11 protein-coding genes are annotated in these 14,256 nt (G+C 65.0%); 3 read left to right on the plus strand and 8 right to left on the minus strand.

Annotated features, from left to right (window positions below):
- Positions 1–129: 129 nt before the first annotated feature.
- From prpF to OEJ36_RS22060, 5 genes are all read right to left on the minus strand, one after another.
- On the minus strand, positions 130–1,308 hold the full coding sequence (gene prpF / locus OEJ36_RS22040) for a 2-methylaconitate cis-trans isomerase PrpF (protein WP_263403366.1): 1,179 nt from the start codon (positions 1,306–1,308) through the stop codon (positions 130–132).
- A 129-nt stretch (positions 1,309–1,437) separates the two neighbouring features.
- The gene (gene acnD / locus OEJ36_RS22045) at positions 1,438–4,047 is read right to left on the minus strand and encodes a Fe/S-dependent 2-methylisocitrate dehydratase AcnD (protein ID WP_263403445.1); all 2,610 of its coding nucleotides are present in this window, start codon (positions 4,045–4,047) and stop codon (positions 1,438–1,440) included.
- A gap of 30 nt (positions 4,048–4,077) precedes the next feature.
- Positions 4,078–5,238 (minus strand): 2-methylcitrate synthase, encoded by a 1,161-nt coding sequence (prpC, locus tag OEJ36_RS22050; protein WP_263403367.1) that lies wholly within the window; start codon positions 5,236–5,238, stop codon positions 4,078–4,080.
- Positions 5,239–5,339: 101 nt separating this feature from the next.
- Complete coding sequence (gene prpB / locus OEJ36_RS22055; protein WP_021220324.1) at positions 5,340–6,227, minus strand: methylisocitrate lyase; 888 nt, start codon at positions 6,225–6,227, stop codon at positions 5,340–5,342.
- Positions 6,224–6,949: a GntR family transcriptional regulator gene (locus OEJ36_RS22060; RefSeq protein WP_184489306.1), complete on the minus strand. Its 726-nt coding sequence runs from the start codon at positions 6,947–6,949 to the stop codon at positions 6,224–6,226. Before OEJ36_RS22060 ends, prpB begins: the two co-directional genes overlap by 4 nt.
- Positions 6,950–7,234: 285 nt before the next feature.
- Between OEJ36_RS22060 and OEJ36_RS22065 the strand changes: the two genes are divergently transcribed.
- From OEJ36_RS22065 to OEJ36_RS22075, 3 genes are read left to right on the plus strand one after another with little or no spacing between them, the layout of a single operon-like run.
- Positions 7,235–7,771 carry an ATP-dependent zinc protease gene (locus tag OEJ36_RS22065; protein WP_263403368.1) on the plus strand — a complete coding sequence of 179 codons (537 nt, stop codon included), beginning with the start codon at positions 7,235–7,237 and terminating at the stop codon, positions 7,769–7,771.
- A 5-nt stretch (positions 7,772–7,776) separates the two neighbouring features.
- On the plus strand, positions 7,777–9,303 hold the full coding sequence (locus OEJ36_RS22070; RefSeq protein ID WP_263403369.1) for an inactive transglutaminase family protein: 1,527 nt from the start codon (positions 7,777–7,779) through the stop codon (positions 9,301–9,303).
- A gap of 3 nt (positions 9,304–9,306) precedes the next feature.
- Positions 9,307–10,293, plus strand: a complete 987-nt coding sequence (locus tag OEJ36_RS22075; RefSeq protein ID WP_043243282.1) for an alpha-L-glutamate ligase-like protein — start codon at positions 9,307–9,309, stop codon at positions 10,291–10,293.
- A 162-nt stretch (positions 10,294–10,455) separates the two neighbouring features.
- Here OEJ36_RS22075 and OEJ36_RS22080 read toward each other — a convergent pair whose 3' ends face one another.
- The 3 genes from OEJ36_RS22080 to OEJ36_RS22090 are packed head-to-tail and all read right to left on the minus strand — an operon-like array spanning position 10,456 to position 14,235.
- On the minus strand, positions 10,456–11,622 hold the full coding sequence (locus tag OEJ36_RS22080) for a MalM family protein (RefSeq protein ID WP_263403370.1): 1,167 nt from the start codon (positions 11,620–11,622) through the stop codon (positions 10,456–10,458).
- Entirely contained in the window at positions 11,622–13,214 is a 1,593-nt protein-coding gene (locus tag OEJ36_RS22085) for an outer membrane protein transport protein (protein WP_263403371.1), read from the minus strand. Before OEJ36_RS22085 ends, OEJ36_RS22080 begins: the two co-directional genes overlap by 1 nt.
- Positions 13,215–13,230: 16 nt before the next feature.
- Positions 13,231–14,235 (minus strand): transporter, encoded by a 1,005-nt coding sequence (locus tag OEJ36_RS22090; RefSeq protein WP_263403372.1) that lies wholly within the window; start codon positions 14,233–14,235, stop codon positions 13,231–13,233.
- Positions 14,236–14,256 lie beyond the last annotated feature (21 nt).

The following is a 14,256-nucleotide window of genomic DNA, read 5'->3' on the forward strand; positions in this document are numbered from 1 at the left end:
GCAAGCTGCAAGCTGCAAGCTGCAAGCTGCAAGCTGCAAGCTGCAAGCTGCAAGACAATCATGGCCCGGGCCTCGCAAGGAGCCCGGGCTTTTTCTTGCCGCTTGAAACTTGGAGCTTGAAGCTTCCGGCTACGCCGGCACTCTTACCCACCCTTCCATCAATATCCGCGCACTGCGGCTCATGATCGCCTTGGTCACCTGCCACTGGCCATCCACCTGGCGGGCTTCGGCGCCTACGCGCAGGGTGCCGGAGGGGTGGCCGAAGCGTACGGCGCTGCGCTCACCGCCACCGGCCGCGAGGTTGACCAGGGTGCCGGGAATGGCGGCCGCCGTGCCGATGGCAACGGCGGCAGTACCCATCATCGCGTGGTGCAACTTGCCCATGGACAGCGCGCGCACCAGCAGGTCGATGTCGCCGGCCTGCACTTCCTTGCCACTGGAGGTGACGTAGTTTTTCGCCGGCGCGACGAAAGCGATCTTCGGCGTGTGCTGGCGGGTCGCGGCTTCTTCCGGGGTCTTGATCAGGCCCATGCGCAGGGCGCCGGCGATGCGCAGCTTCTCGAAACGCGCCAACTGTTCGGGGTCGCCATTGATCGCTTCGCGCAGCTCAGCACCGGTGTAGCCGATGTCCTGGGCGTTGACGAAGATGGTCGGGATGCCGGCAGTGATCATGGTCGCCTTGAAGGTACCGACACCCGGCACTTCGAGGTCGTCCACCAAGTTGCCGGTGGGGAACATCGAGCCGCCCTCCTCGCCGTCGTCCGACGGGTCGAGGAACTCCAGCACGATCTCCGCCGCCGGGAAGGTCACCCCGTCCAGCTCGAAGTCGCCGGTTTCCTGCACCTGGCCGTTGGTGACCGGTACGTGGGCGATGATGGTTTTCTGGATATTCGCCTGCCAGATGCGCACCACGCAGGTGCCGTTATCCGGAATGCGCGACGGGTCGACCAGCCCGGCGTGAATGGCGAAGGAGCCCGCCGCCGTAGACAGATTGCCGCAGTTGCCGCTCCAATCGACGAAGGCCTTGTCGATGGAGACCTGGCCGTAGAGGTAGTCGACATCGTGGTCGGGCTGGCTGCTCTTCGACAGGATCACGCATTTACTGGTGCTGGAGGTGGCGCCGCCCATGCCGTCGATGTGCGCGGCGTAGGGATCGGGACTGCCGATCACTCGCATGAACAGCCGGTCACGGGCCGCACCCGGCACCTGGCAAGGCTCGGGCAGGTCCTGCAGGCGGAAGAACACGCCCTTGCTGGTGCCGCCACGGATGTAGGTGGCAGGGACTTTCACTTGGGGTAGATGAGCCATGGCTTCGTCATCCTGGAATCTGTTGGGTATCGCCGCGCTCAACGCAGCCCAAGGGCTGCACGCGCTGCGCAGGTTGGGTCGGGCGAAGCGATACCCATGGGGCATCGCCTCGCCCACCCCGCGTTCCCGTCAGGCCGCGGTCGCCTTGAGGAAGTCCTTGGCGAAGCGCTGCAGCACGCCGCCGGCCTTGTACACGCTGACGTCGGCGGCGGTGTCCAGGCGGCAGGTCACCGGCACCTCGACCACCTCGCCGTTGCGGCGGTTGACCACCAGGGTCAGGTCGCAGCGAGGCGAAACGTCGCCCTTGATGTCGTAGGTCTCGGTGCCGTCCAGGCCCAGGGTCAGGCGCGTGGTGCCGGGTTTGAACTCCACCGGCAGCACGCCCATGCCCACCAGGTTGGTGCGGTGGATGCGCTCGAAGCCCTCGGCGACGATCACTTCCACGCCTGCCAGGCGTACGCCCTTGGCCGCCCAGTCGCGGGACGAGCCTTGGCCGTAGTCGGCACCGGCGACGATGATCAGGTTCTGCTTGCGGTTCATGTAGGTCTCGATGGCTTCCCACATGCGCATCACCTGGCCTTCCGGCTCGACGCGGGCCAGCGAGCCCTTCTTCACCTGGCCGTCGACCACGACCATCTCGTTCACCAGTTGCGGGTTGGCGAAGGTGGCGCGCTGGGCGGTCAAGTGGTCGCCACGGTGGGTGGCGTAGGAGTTGAAGTCCTCCTCCGGCAGGCCCATTTTCGCCAGGTACTCGCCAGCGGCGCTGTCCAGCAGGATGGCGTTGGACGGCGACAGGTGGTCGGTGGTGATGTTGTCCGGCAGGATCGCCAGCGGCAGCATGCCCTTGAGCGTGCGCTCGCCGGCCAGCGCGCCTTCCCAGTAGGGCGGGCGACGGATGTAGGTGGACATCGGGCGCCAGTCGTACAGCGGGCTTTCCGCTTCCTCCACGCTGCCCAGGTCGAACATCGGGATGTAGACCTGCTTGAACTGCTCCGGCTTCACCGAGGCCGCGACTATAGCGTCGATTTCCTCGTCGCTCGGCCATAGGTCCTTCAGGGTGACCGGGTTGCCCTGGGCGTCGGTGCCCAGCGGGTCCTGCTCGATATCGAAGCGCACGGTGCCGGCGATGGCATAGGCGACCACCAGTGGCGGCGAGGCGAGGAAGGCCTGCTTGGCGTAGGGGTGGATGCGCCCGTCGAAGTTGCGGTTACCCGACAGCACGGCTGTGGCGTACAGGTCGCGGTCGATGATCTCTTTCTGGATCACCGGGTCCAGCGCGCCGGACATGCCGTTACAGGTGGTGCAGGCATAGGCGACGATGCCGAAGCCCAGCTGCTCCAGCTCCGCCAGCAGCCCGGCCTCTTCCAGGTACAGCTTGGCGACCTTGGAGCCAGGGGCGAAGGAGGTCTTCACCCAGGGCTTGCGCAGCAAGCCCAGTGCGTTGGCCTTCTTCGCCACCAGGCCGGCGGCGATGACGTTGCGCGGGTTGGAGGTGTTGGTGCAGCTGGTGATGGCGGCGATGATCACCGCGCCATCGGGCATCAGGCCCTGGGCTTCCTCGCCACGGCCCGCTTCGAGCTTGGCTTCGTCGGCGATGCCACGCTCGGCCAGTGCCGAGGTCGGCAGGCGGCGGTGCGGGTTGCTGGGGCCGGCCATGTTGCGCACCACGCTGCCCAGGTCGAAGCTCAGCACCCGCTCGTACTCGGCGGTTTTCAGCGCGCTGCTCCACAGGCCCAGGGTCTTGGCGTAGTGCTCCACCAGCGCCACCTGCTCCGGCTCGCGGCCGGTGAGCTTGAGGTAGTCGATGGTCTGCTCGTCGATGTAGAACATCGAGGCCGTGGCACCGTATTCCGGGCACATGTTGGAGATGGTCGCGCGGTCGCCGATGGACAGGCTGTCCGCGCCCTCGCCGAAGAACTCGACATAGGCCCCCACGACGCGTTCCTTGCGCAGGAACTCGGTGATCGCCAAAACGATATCGGTGGCGGTGATGCCCGGCTTGCGCTGGCCGGTGAGCTCGACGCCGACGATGTCGGGCAGGCGCATCATCGAGGGGTGGCCGAGCATCACTGTCTCGGCTTCCAGGCCGCCGACGCCGATGGCGATCACGCCCAGGGCATCCACGTGCGGGGTGTGCGAGTCGGTGCCGACGCAGGTGTCGGGGAACGCGATACCGCCACGCGCCTGGATCACCGGGCTCATTTTCTCCAGGTTGATCTGGTGCATGATCCCGTTGCCGGCGGGGATCACATCGACGTTCTTGAACGCGGTCTTGGTCCAGTCGATGAAGTGGAAGCGGTCCTCGTTGCGGCGGTCCTCGATGGCGCGGTTCTTCTCGAAGGCGTCCGGGTCGAAGCCCGCCGCTTCCACGGCCAGGGAGTGGTCGACGATCAGCTGGGTCGGCACCACCGGGTTGACCTTGGACGGATCACCGCCCTGCTCGGCGATGGCGTCACGCAGGCCGGCGAGGTCCACCAGCGCGGTCTGCCCGAGGATGTCGTGGCAGACCACGCGGGCCGGGTACCAGGGGAAGTCCAGGTCGCGCTTGCGGTAGACCAGCTGCTCCAGGGCAGCGGCCAGCTCAGCCGGCTCGCAGCGGCGCACCAGCTGCTCGGCCAGTACGCGCGAGGTGTAGGGGAGCTTGGCCCAGGCGCCGGCCTGGATCGCCTCGACCGCTTCGGGGGCGTCGAAGTAATCCAGCGCAGTGCCGGGCAGGCGTTTGCGGTGTTGGCTATTCACGGTGTCGTTCATGGTGTTTTCCATGATTGGTTATTTGCGGTCCTTGAGCGGCACGAACTTCAGGTCTTCGGGGCCTGTGTAGTTGGCGCTCGGACGGATGATCTTGCCGTCGATGCGCTGCTCGATGACGTGGCTGGACCAGCCCGAGGTGCGGGCGATCACGAACAGCGGGGTGAACATGGCGGTGGGCACGCCCATCATGTGGTAGCTGACGGCGCTGAACCAATCGAGGTTGGGGAACATCTTCTTGATGTCCCACATCACGCTTTCCAGGCGCTCGGCGATGTCGAACATCTTGCTGTTGCCCTGCTCGGCGGACAGCTCGCGCGCCACTTCCTTGATCACCTTGTTGCGCGGGTCGGCCACGGTGTAAACCGGGTGGCCGAAGCCGATGACCACTTCCTTCTTCTCCACGCGGGCGCGGATATCGGCCTCGGCTTCGTCCGGGTTGTCGTAGCGCTTCTGGATCTCGAAGGCCACTTCGTTGGCGCCACCGTGTTTCGGGCCACGCAGCGCGCCGATGGCGCCGGCGATACAGGAATGCATGTCGGAACCGGTGCCGGCGATCACCCGCGAGGTGAAGGTGGAGGCGTTGAATTCATGCTCGGCATACAGGTTCAGCGAGGTGTGCATGGCGCGCACCCAGGACTCGCGGGGCTTTTCGCCGTGCAGCAGGTGGAGGAAATGGCCGCCGATGGAGTCATCGTCGGTTTCCACCTCGATGCGCTTGCCGTTGTGGCTGAAGTGGTACCAGTACAGCAAGGCCGAGCCCAGGGACGCCATCAGCTTGTCGGCGATATCGCGGGCGCCGGGGTGGTTATGGTCGTCCTTCTCGGGCGACACACAGCCGAGCACCGACACGGCGGTGCGCATCACATCCATCGGGTGGGCCGACGGCGGCAGTTGTTCCAGGGCGGTTTTCAGCGCCGCCGGCAGGCCGCGCAGGGCCTTGAGCTTGGCCTTGTAGCCGGCCAGCTCGGCCACGTTGGGCAGCTTGCCGTGGACCAGCAGGTGGGCGATCTCTTCGAATTCGCAGCGGTTGGCGAAGTCCAGCACGTCATAGCCACGGTAGTGCAGGTCATTACCGGTGCGGCCGACGGTGCACAGGGCGGTGTTGCCGGCGGCGGTGCCGCTCAGGGCCACGGACTTCTTCGGCTTGAAGCCCGGAGTGGTGGTTTCGGTGGTGCTCATCGGGTATCTCCTCGAGTCTTTTTGTTCTGGTGCGCTCAGCTGATGCGGTGGGCTGAAGCGGATCGCCGCCCGGCCCACCCTGCATCCCTAGCTTGCAGTGCTTATTTCTTGCCGGCGGCGAACAGCGCGTCGAGCTTCTGCTCGAAAGCGTGGTAGCCAATGCGGTCGTACAGCTCCGCGCGGGTCTGCATCAGCTCGATCACGTCTTTCTGATGGCCGTTCTGGCGGATCGAGGTGTAGACGGCTTCGGCGGCCTTGTTGGCGGCCCGGAAGGCCGACAGCGGGTAGAGCTGGATGGCCACTCCGACCGACGCCAGCTCATCGCGGGTGAACAGCGGGGTGGCGCCGAACTCGGTGATGTTGGCCAGCACCGGCACCTTCAGGGCGTCGACGAAGCGCTGGTAGGTCGGCAGGTCATAGGCGGCCTCGGCGAAGATGCCGTCGGCACCGGCTTCCACGTAGCGCAGGCAGCGCTCGATGGCGGCGTCCACGCCTTCAGCCTGGATGGCGTCGGTACGGGCGATGAGGAAGAAGTCCGGGTCGGTCTTGGCGTCGGCGGCGGCACGCACGCGGTCGACCATTTCCTCGCAGGAGACGATCTCCTTGCCCGGGCGGTGTCCACAGCGCTTGGCACCGACCTGGTCTTCGATGTGGGCGGCGGCGGCGCCGGCCTTGATCAGGTTCTTGACGGTGCGCTCGATGTTGAAGGCGCTGGGGCCGAAGCCGGTGTCGATGTCCACCAGCAGCGGCAGGTCGCAGACGTCGGTGATGCGGCGCACGTCGGTGAGCACGTCATCCAGGGTGTTGATGCCCAGGTCCGGCAGGCCCAGGGAGCCCGCCGCCACGCCACCACCGGAGAGGTAGATGGCCTTGTAGCCCGCGCGCTTGGCCAGCAGCGCATGGTTGGCGTTGATGGCGCCGATGACCTGCAGCGGGCTTTCCTCGGCAATGGCGTCGCGGAAGCGCAGGCCGGCGGATTTCTGACTCATGACTCACCTCGTTGTTCTTCTGGGAGTTTGGCGACGGCGCCCTGGTAGTGGCGCTCGATGTTGCGCTTGGAAGCACCGATGTGACGGCGCATCAGCAGCTCGGCCAGCTCGCCGTCACGGTCGGCGATGGCATCGAGAATTCGGTGGTGCTCGGCGAAGGCCTGGCGCGGCCGGTTGGGCACGCTGGAGAACTGCAGGCGGTACATGCGCACGAGCTGGTAGAGCTCGCCGCAGAGCATGCGGGTCAGGGTCTGGTTGCCGCTGCCCTGGATGATCCGGTAGTGGAAGTCGAAATCGCCTTCCTGCTGGTAGTAGCCGACGCCGGCCTGGAAAGCGGCGTCGCGCTCGTGGGTCTCCAGCACGGCACGCAGATCGTCGATCTCCGCCTGGGTCATGCGCTCGGCGGCGAGGCGGCAAGCCATGCCCTCAAGGGATTCGCGGATTTCGTAGAGCTCGATCAGCTCGGCATGGCTGAGGGAGACCACCCGCGCACCGACGTGGGGCACGCGAACCAGCAGCTTCTGCCCTTCCAGGCGGTGGATCGCCTCGCGCAGCGGGCCCCGGCTGATGCCATAGGCGCGGGCCAGCTCCGGCTCGGAGATCTTGCTGCCGGGCGCGATCTCGCCCTTGACGATGGCCGCCTGGATGCGCCGGAAGACGTGCTCGGAGAGGGTTTCCGAGTCTTCGGCCTGGGTGACGGGTGCTTCTGCTGCATCAAGCATGATTGTCGACACATTGAAAAATCACCCCGCAAAATTAACGCCTACAAGCAGTCCAGTCAAACCAAAACACAGCCATTGTCGACAATCGTCGTAGATCGCAAAAAATTCATTTGAACCCGTCACAGCCTTAACAAAGCGTCATAAGCGTCTGTCGCCCCGGAAAACCTGCGTGTTAGAATGCGCCGCTCATGCGCCTGGCGGGGCGCTGCTAGACTCGTACGCCAGGCGCCGAGGCCATCAGGCCAGGCATCGGGCATCAGCACCTCGAACGCTACCCAAGGACTCATGACTCTCAAGCCCTTCGCATTGCTCATATGCCTGCTAGCACTGCCAGGCCTCAGCCTCGCCGCCGACAAGACCATCTATGGTCTGAACGAATACGCCCGTCTTGCCGGCCTCGACCTGGTGGTCGCCGCCAAGCTCGACACCGGCGCCAAGACAGCCTCCCTCAGTGCCCGCGACATCAAGCGCTTCAAGCGTGATGGCGAGACCTGGGTGCGCTTCTACCTGGCCATCGACGACGCCCACGCGCACCCCATCGAGCGGCCGCTGGCACGTATCAGCAAGATCAAGCGCCGCGCCGGCGACTACGACCCGGATGAAGACAAGACCTACACCGCGCGCCCGGTGATCGAGCTCGACATCTGCATGGGCAGCGCCCTGCGCACGATCGAAGTGAACCTCACCGACCGTAGTGCTTTCCAATACCCGCTTCTGATCGGTTCCGAGGCGCTCAAACGCTTCGATGCACTGGTCGACCCGAGCCTTAAATACGCTGCCGGCCAACCCGGCTGTGCCACTGACGCAAACTCTGCCGAGTAACTCACATGCGCTCTCTTACCCTGCATCTGAAAGTCCTGATCACCCTGCTGGTGACCCTGGGCATTCTGATAACGGCCTACCAGATCTTCATTCAGGGCATCCCGATCACCGAGGATGAGACCGACGACCTCTGGAACATCGACGCCAAGGTCGAATTCCAGGCCAGCCCGCGCGACCCGATCAAGGTGCAGATGTTCGTGCCGCCGTTGAACCGGGACTACGTCAGCCTCAATGAGAGCTTCATCTCCAACAACTACGGCGTGAGCATCAATCGCGTGGACGGCAACCGCAAGGTGACCTGGTCCGCCCGCCGCGCCAACGGCAACCAGACCCTCTACTACCGCCTGGTGCTGACCAAGCGCTACAGCGGCGAGAAGCCCAAGGACAAGGGGCCGATCTTCCGTGACAGCATCCCGGTCGAGGGCGCCGAGAAGATCGCCGCTGAAGCCCTGCTGGCCCCTATCCGCCAGCACTCGGCCGACGTCGAGACCTTCATCAGCGAAACCATCAAGCGCACCAACAACCTGAACGACGACAACGTCAAGTTGCTGCTCGCCGGCGACCAGAGCACCTCGAACAAGGCCAAGGCCATCGAGCTGCTGCTGTCCATCGCCCACGTACCGATGGAACGCGTGCACACCATCCGCCTGGCCGCCGACCAGCCGCAGAGCCCCGAGCTCTGGCTGCGCAGCTTCAACGGCGAGAACTGGCTGTACTTCAACCCGGATACCGGCGAACAGGGCCTGCCTGCCGACCGCCTGGTGTGGTGGACCGGTGACGACAACCTGATCACCGTCGACGGCGGCAAAAAGGCCCAGGTGACCTTCAGCCTGAACAACAGCGAGATGAACGCCATCCGCCTGGCCAAGCTGACCGACGAGAACACCGACGCCGACTTCCTCGAATACTCGCTCTACGGCCTGCCGCTGCAGACCCAGCAGACCTACCAGATCATGATCATGATCCCCATCGGTGTGCTGGTGATCCTGATCCTGCGCAACCTCGGTGGCCTGCAGACCCTGGGTACCTTCACCCCGGTGCTGATCGCCCTCGCCTTCCGCGAGACGCAGCTGGGCTTCGGCATCGCGCTGTTCACCATCATCACGGCGTTGGGCCTGTCACTACGGTCCTACCTCGAACACCTGAAGCTACAGATGTTGCCCAGGCTATCGGTGGTGCTGACGTTCGTGGTGATCCTGATTGCGGTCATCAGCCTGCTCAGCCACAAGCTGGGCCTGGAACGCGGCCTGTCCGTGGCGCTGTTCCCGATGGTGATCCTGACCATGACCATCGAACGCCTGTCCATCACCTGGGAAGAGCGTGGCGGTGGCCATGCCTTCAAGGTCGCCATCGGCACCCTGTTCGCCGCCACCCTGGCGCACCTGCTGATGACCGTGCCGGAGCTGACCTACTTCATCTTCACCTTCCCGGCCGTGCTGCTGATCATGGTGGGCTTCATGCTGGCGATGGGCCGCTACCGCGGCTACCGCCTGACGGAGCTGTTCCGCTTCAAAGCCTTCCTGAAGGACTGAGCCATGTTCGGCCTGATCAAGACGTGGAAAGCCCTGGAAGCCAAAGGCATCATGGGCATCAACCGTCGCAACGCGGACTACGTGCTGAAGTACAACAAACGGCACCTGTACCCGATCGTCGACGACAAGATCATCACCAAGATGCGCGCCATCGAGGCGGGCATCCACGTGCCGGAAATGTACGGGATCATTTCCACCGAGAAGGAAATCGACAAGCTCGACGAGATCATCGGCGAGCGCAACGATTTCGTGATCAAGCCCGCCCAGGGTGCCGGCGGTGACGGCATCCTGGTGATCGCCGACCGCTTCGAAGGCCGTTACAAGACGGTCTCCGGGAAGATCATCAGCCACGAGGAGATCGAGCATCAGATCTCCTCGATCCTCACCGGCCTCTACTCCCTCGGCGGGCACCGTGACCGCGCGCTGATCGAGTACCGCGTGACCCCGGACCAGATCTTCAAGAGCATCAGCTACGAGGGCGTACCGGACATCCGCATCATCGTGCTCATGGGCTACCCCGTGATGGCGATGCTGCGCCTGCCCACCCGCCAGTCCAACGGCAAGGCCAACCTGCACCAGGGCGCCATCGGCGTGGGTGTGGACCTGGCCACCGGCGTCACCCTGCGCGGCACCTGGCTGAACAACAAGATCGCCAAGCACCCGGACACCACCAACGCGGTAGACGGCGTGCAGCTGCCCAACTGGGACGGCTTCATGAAGCTGGCGGCCGGTTGCTACGAGCTGTGCGGCCTGGGCTACATCGGTGTCGACATGGTGCTGGACCAGGAAAAGGGCCCGCTGATCCTCGAGCTCAACGCCCGCCCCGGCCTGAACATCCAGATCGCCAACGACTGCGGCCTCACCCATCGCGCCCACGCGGTGGAAGCCCGCATCGCCGAGCTGCAGGAAAAGGGCATCGTGGAAACGCCCGAGGAGCGCGTGCGCTTCTCCCAGGAACTGTTCGGCCACGTGCACCCCGCCGAACTCTGATCCGCCTTGCTGCAATGAAAAAGCCCGGCCATGTGCCGGGCTTTTTCATGCCAGGGATTCGGAGTGGAGGTGCGCAGAGATGTAGGGCGGGTGAAACCCGCGAAGGCTCGATGCAGGGGATCGTCGGGTTGCACCCAACCTACGCCACCCCCCTCAGCCCCACTACCTGACGATCGCCAGCTCGAATGCGCCCTCGTCCACGTGCTCGTGTACCTGCATGCCGGCCTCGCTGACGGCCAGGTCCTGCATCGGGCGCTTGAAGGGTTTGTTGTCGAGGGTGTTGAGGCTGCGGTCCTCGTCGGTGGTGAGCAGCAGCGCGTAGCGCTCGCCCTGGTTGGCGCGGACCTGCACAGTGCCCTCGATGTAGGCGTAGCGGTACCAGGTCTCGCCATGCAGCTGGTAGACGGCGTCGCTCACCAGGCGCGTCGGGCGCTTGGCCTCGTCGAGGAAGAGGATCGAGGGGTAGACCACCTGGCGGTTGGCGAAGCTGCGAATGCGCAGGCCATAGGCGCGCCCGGAACGCGGCAGCTTGAGGGCCGCGTAGTAGCTGCGGCCCATGGGGAAGGCGAAGCTGGGGGAGAAGCGGTTGAGCTCCTCGTAGCGCGGCTCCTCGGCGGAAAGCTCGGTGAAATCGCCCTCCGGCAACTGCCCGCAGCACTGGTCGACCAGCCCCTGGTAGAGCGACTTGTCGCGCTCTTCGCTGCCCTCCAGCAAGGCCTTCATCGCCTCGCTGGGCTGGCCGTCCAGCGACGGCAGGATGGCCGCCTTGCGCTCGAACTCCACCTGCCGGCTCTCGGTATAGGCCACCGGTTGCCCGGCGCCCTCCTCCGCCTGGGGTTCGTCACCCTTGGCCGGCACCCTGGAGTTGTGGGTACGCCCCTGCTCGTCCACCCAGGTGAAATAGCCCGCGCCGTTCTCCGGTCGCGAATAACCGCGCCCTTCCAGCACATCCGCATCGATGTACTCGGTGGAGCGTGCACCACTGGGCAGCAGGTAGTCGCGCTGCCCCGCCGGCACCTGGCCCGCCGCGTAGAAGCTGTTCTGCAGGTTGCCGCTGGCATCCACCCAGGTGAAGTAGCGACGCTTCTGCTCGCCACCGTTGTTGCTGCCCGGCCAGCCCGTAGCGCCCTGCTCCTGCAGGCGCGCCAGGTCGCTGCGGCTGATGCGCTGGGCCGCCTGGCGCTGCTGCTCGCCGTAGCGCTCGCCGACGAAGCTGTTGTGCACCCGGCCGTTGTCGTCGATCCAGGTCAGGTAGCGCCCGCTGGCAGCCTGAACCTGGGGCTGGATCGCCAGGGCGGTGATGAGGAAAAGAGCAGCACGGGTCTTCATCAGAATGTCGTCGTGTAGGTCATGGCCACGATGTAGGCCTTCACCGAGGTCGTCACGTCCTGGCCCGCATAGGGGTTGTAGACCAGATTGTCGATGCCGGTGCAGTTGAGGTTGCAGCTGGTGTTGGCCTTGGTGGTTTGAGTGGTGACGAAGTAGTTGAAGCCCAGGTCGATGGTGGTGTCCTTGTCCCAGCGATAGCCCAGGCCCAGGCCGTAGAGCTGGGCATCGCCGATGGGCGCCAGCACGTCGGCCTTGTTACCAGGGATGGCCGAGGGGCGCCATTCGTAGCCCGCGCGCAGGGCCAGGCGGTCGGTGACGTCGTACTGCGCGCCCACGGCCCAGCTCCAGGTGTCGCGGTAGCCGCGATCCAGGGTCAGGGTGGTGGCCGTGGCCTTGCCACCGCCGAAGTTCTTGGCGATGCGCAGCACGTCCAGCTCGCGGTCGAACTCGATCTCGAACTCGTTCCAGTCGCTGTAGCCGCTCCATTTCAGGTCGGCGTTGAACTGCCAGCGCTCGAAGGGCCGGATCTTGATGCCGGTGGAGAAGTTGTCGGGGTAGGTCATGGTCAGGCTGGCATTGCCCACTTCCTCGTCGACATTGCCGTAAGGGAAGAGCGGGCTGAGGATCTGCCCGAAAATCGCGCCCTGGAAGCCGGTCCAGAACCCTTGCCAGTCCTTGGAGTAATCCACCCGGTACTTGCCCTGGAGGTGCATGCGCGCCTCGCTCTGGTAGGTGGCGCCCCAGGCGAACCAGTCGGTGGGCTCCCAGAGCACGCCGATGTTCCATGTGGGCGACAGCGACTGCTGCAGGTCCAGGTCGATATTGGCCAGGGTATCGAAGGGGCCGAATCGACCACCGCATACGTTGATGATCGTGCCGATCATCTCTTCCAGCCCGGGCTCGCAGAGCACCTTGTTGAGCAAGCCCACCAACCCGGTAAGCATGCTCGGGTTACGGAAGTCCTCGTTCAGCGCCAGGGCCTGGTGGGAGAACCCCACCGACAGACCCACCGCCAGTTCGTCGTTCACCTGGTATCCCACGGAGGGCGAGAAATAGGTGATGCGCTGGATGGCCACCTCGCGCCCCTGGTAACGGCCCGGATCGCTGTCCGAGTCCCGCGAATAGCCCAGGGCCATGGGTGCATAGACGTTGGTGGCGAAGGTGAACTTGGAGCCCGGCGGGTTGATCGACAGGCCCGCCAGGGGTGCCACCAGCAGCGGCATGTCGGTCATGCCGCCCATGCCGGGCAGGTACATGGCCGGCGTCAGGGTGCGGCTGCTGGAGTTGGCCACGGGGTCGTCAGTGAACCCCATGACATTGTAGCCCTCCGGTGCGTCGAACTCGGCGCGGATATCCATCACCCCGGCGATCATCTTCACCGTGGTCTGGCGGCCCTTGAGCTTGGTCAGCGCCGCCGGGTTGTAGTGCACCGCGTCGATCCCGGTGGAGTCGGCGGTCACGGCGTTGGCCATGGCCATCGCCTTGGGGTTGCCAATGGTCAGGTCGTTGGCCAGTTGCGCCTGCACGCCACCCGCCCAACCGGCCCCCAACCCCGCCAGCGCCAAGGCCAGCGGCGAAATTCGCATCGTCATGTCCCTGCCTCGCCGGTTACTGGGCCTTCAGGCCCTTGATGTCCAGAGGAACGGAGAACCCCAGCATCACGTCCGGGGAGTCCTCGGTCATGCCGAAACCGGCGTTGATGTTGACGATGTAGTCGGGAGAGGTCCGCAGGCCGAGCGAGAAGTTCATGATCGCGCTGGTCTGCTCGGTGCCCTCGAATTCCGCGTCGCCGAAGGTGTAGGTCGGCTTGGTGGTGTAGGCCATCTGGTAGGAGGTGGCCAGGGACACGTCGTAGGACAGCGCATAGGCGAAGCCCATGCTCAGGGACAGGGTGTTGCCCGGGTCCACGTCCTCCAGCAGGCGGCCGCCACGGTTCTGGTGGATGTCGTGCACCGGCATGTTGTAGGTGTATCCGACCGAGCCGAACAGCACGACCGGGTCGATCACATAGGAGGTGTTGGCCCCCACGCCCAGGCTGTAGTAGCCGTTGCCGGTGGACAGGTCCGTCTCGTTGTTGATGTCGAAGGGGCTCTCGCCGGTGGGCAGGCCGAGGGTCGCGAACAGGGTGGTGACCGGGCGCCCGCGGGTGGCGGACCAGGGTTGCCAGCGCAGGCTGCCGGATACGTCGCCGAGGCTGTAGACGTTGACGTCGCGCTCGGTGTCGTACTTGGCCACGAAGGGCAGGCGCACGCTGAAGGTCAGGTTGTCCCAGATGCCGTAGTCGAAGGTGAAGGAGTTGGTGAAGGTGTGCTGGGCTTCGCTGCGGGGAATCACGCTGTAGACGTTGGTGCCGGTGCGGACCTGTTCGATCTGCACATCACGCACCAACGAATAATCGAAGCCGTAGGTGAGCGTGCGCTCGCCTTTCTTCAGCAGGGTGTAGCTCTTCTCCGAGGCCTGGAATACCTGCTCCAGCGCCTTGGCGCTGTCGGCATCCCCTTCCTTCTTGGTCAGCGCCTCACGCGCATCGTCCACCGAGCTCTCCTCGGCCCACAGCGGCCCACAGGCGCCCAGCGCCAGCACGGCCAGCCATGCGTATCCCCTCACTCCCATGGCACCTTTACCCCTGGTTTT

It is taken from the genome of Pseudomonas sp. PDM13, from assembly GCF_025685765.1.
GTDB lineage: Bacteria > Pseudomonadota > Gammaproteobacteria > Pseudomonadales > Pseudomonadaceae > Metapseudomonas > Metapseudomonas solani.

Excerpts from the sequence above, each read along its gene's own strand:
- prpF (WP_263403366.1), bottom strand. The coding sequence starts at position 1,308 with ATGGCTCATCTACCCCAAGTGAAAGTCCCTGCCACCTACATCCGTGGC.
- prpC (WP_263403367.1), bottom strand. The coding sequence starts at position 5,238 with ATGAGCACCACCGAAACCACCACTCCGGGCTTCAAGCCGAAGAAGTCC.
- prpB (WP_021220324.1), bottom strand. The coding sequence starts at position 6,227 with ATGAGTCAGAAATCCGCCGGCCTGCGCTTCCGCGACGCCATTGCCGAG.
- OEJ36_RS22060 (WP_184489306.1), bottom strand. The coding sequence starts at position 6,949 with ATGCTTGATGCAGCAGAAGCACCCGTCACCCAGGCCGAAGACTCGGAA.
- OEJ36_RS22065 (WP_263403368.1), top strand. The coding sequence starts at position 7,235 with ATGACTCTCAAGCCCTTCGCATTGCTCATATGCCTGCTAGCACTGCCA.
- OEJ36_RS22070 (WP_263403369.1), top strand. The coding sequence starts at position 7,777 with ATGCGCTCTCTTACCCTGCATCTGAAAGTCCTGATCACCCTGCTGGTG.
- OEJ36_RS22075 (WP_043243282.1), top strand. The coding sequence starts at position 9,307 with ATGTTCGGCCTGATCAAGACGTGGAAAGCCCTGGAAGCCAAAGGCATC.
- OEJ36_RS22080 (WP_263403370.1), bottom strand. The coding sequence starts at position 11,622 with ATGAAGACCCGTGCTGCTCTTTTCCTCATCACCGCCCTGGCGATCCAG.
- OEJ36_RS22085 (WP_263403371.1), bottom strand. The coding sequence starts at position 13,214 with ATGACGATGCGAATTTCGCCGCTGGCCTTGGCGCTGGCGGGGTTGGGG.
- OEJ36_RS22090 (WP_263403372.1), bottom strand. The coding sequence starts at position 14,235 with ATGGGAGTGAGGGGATACGCATGGCTGGCCGTGCTGGCGCTGGGCGCC.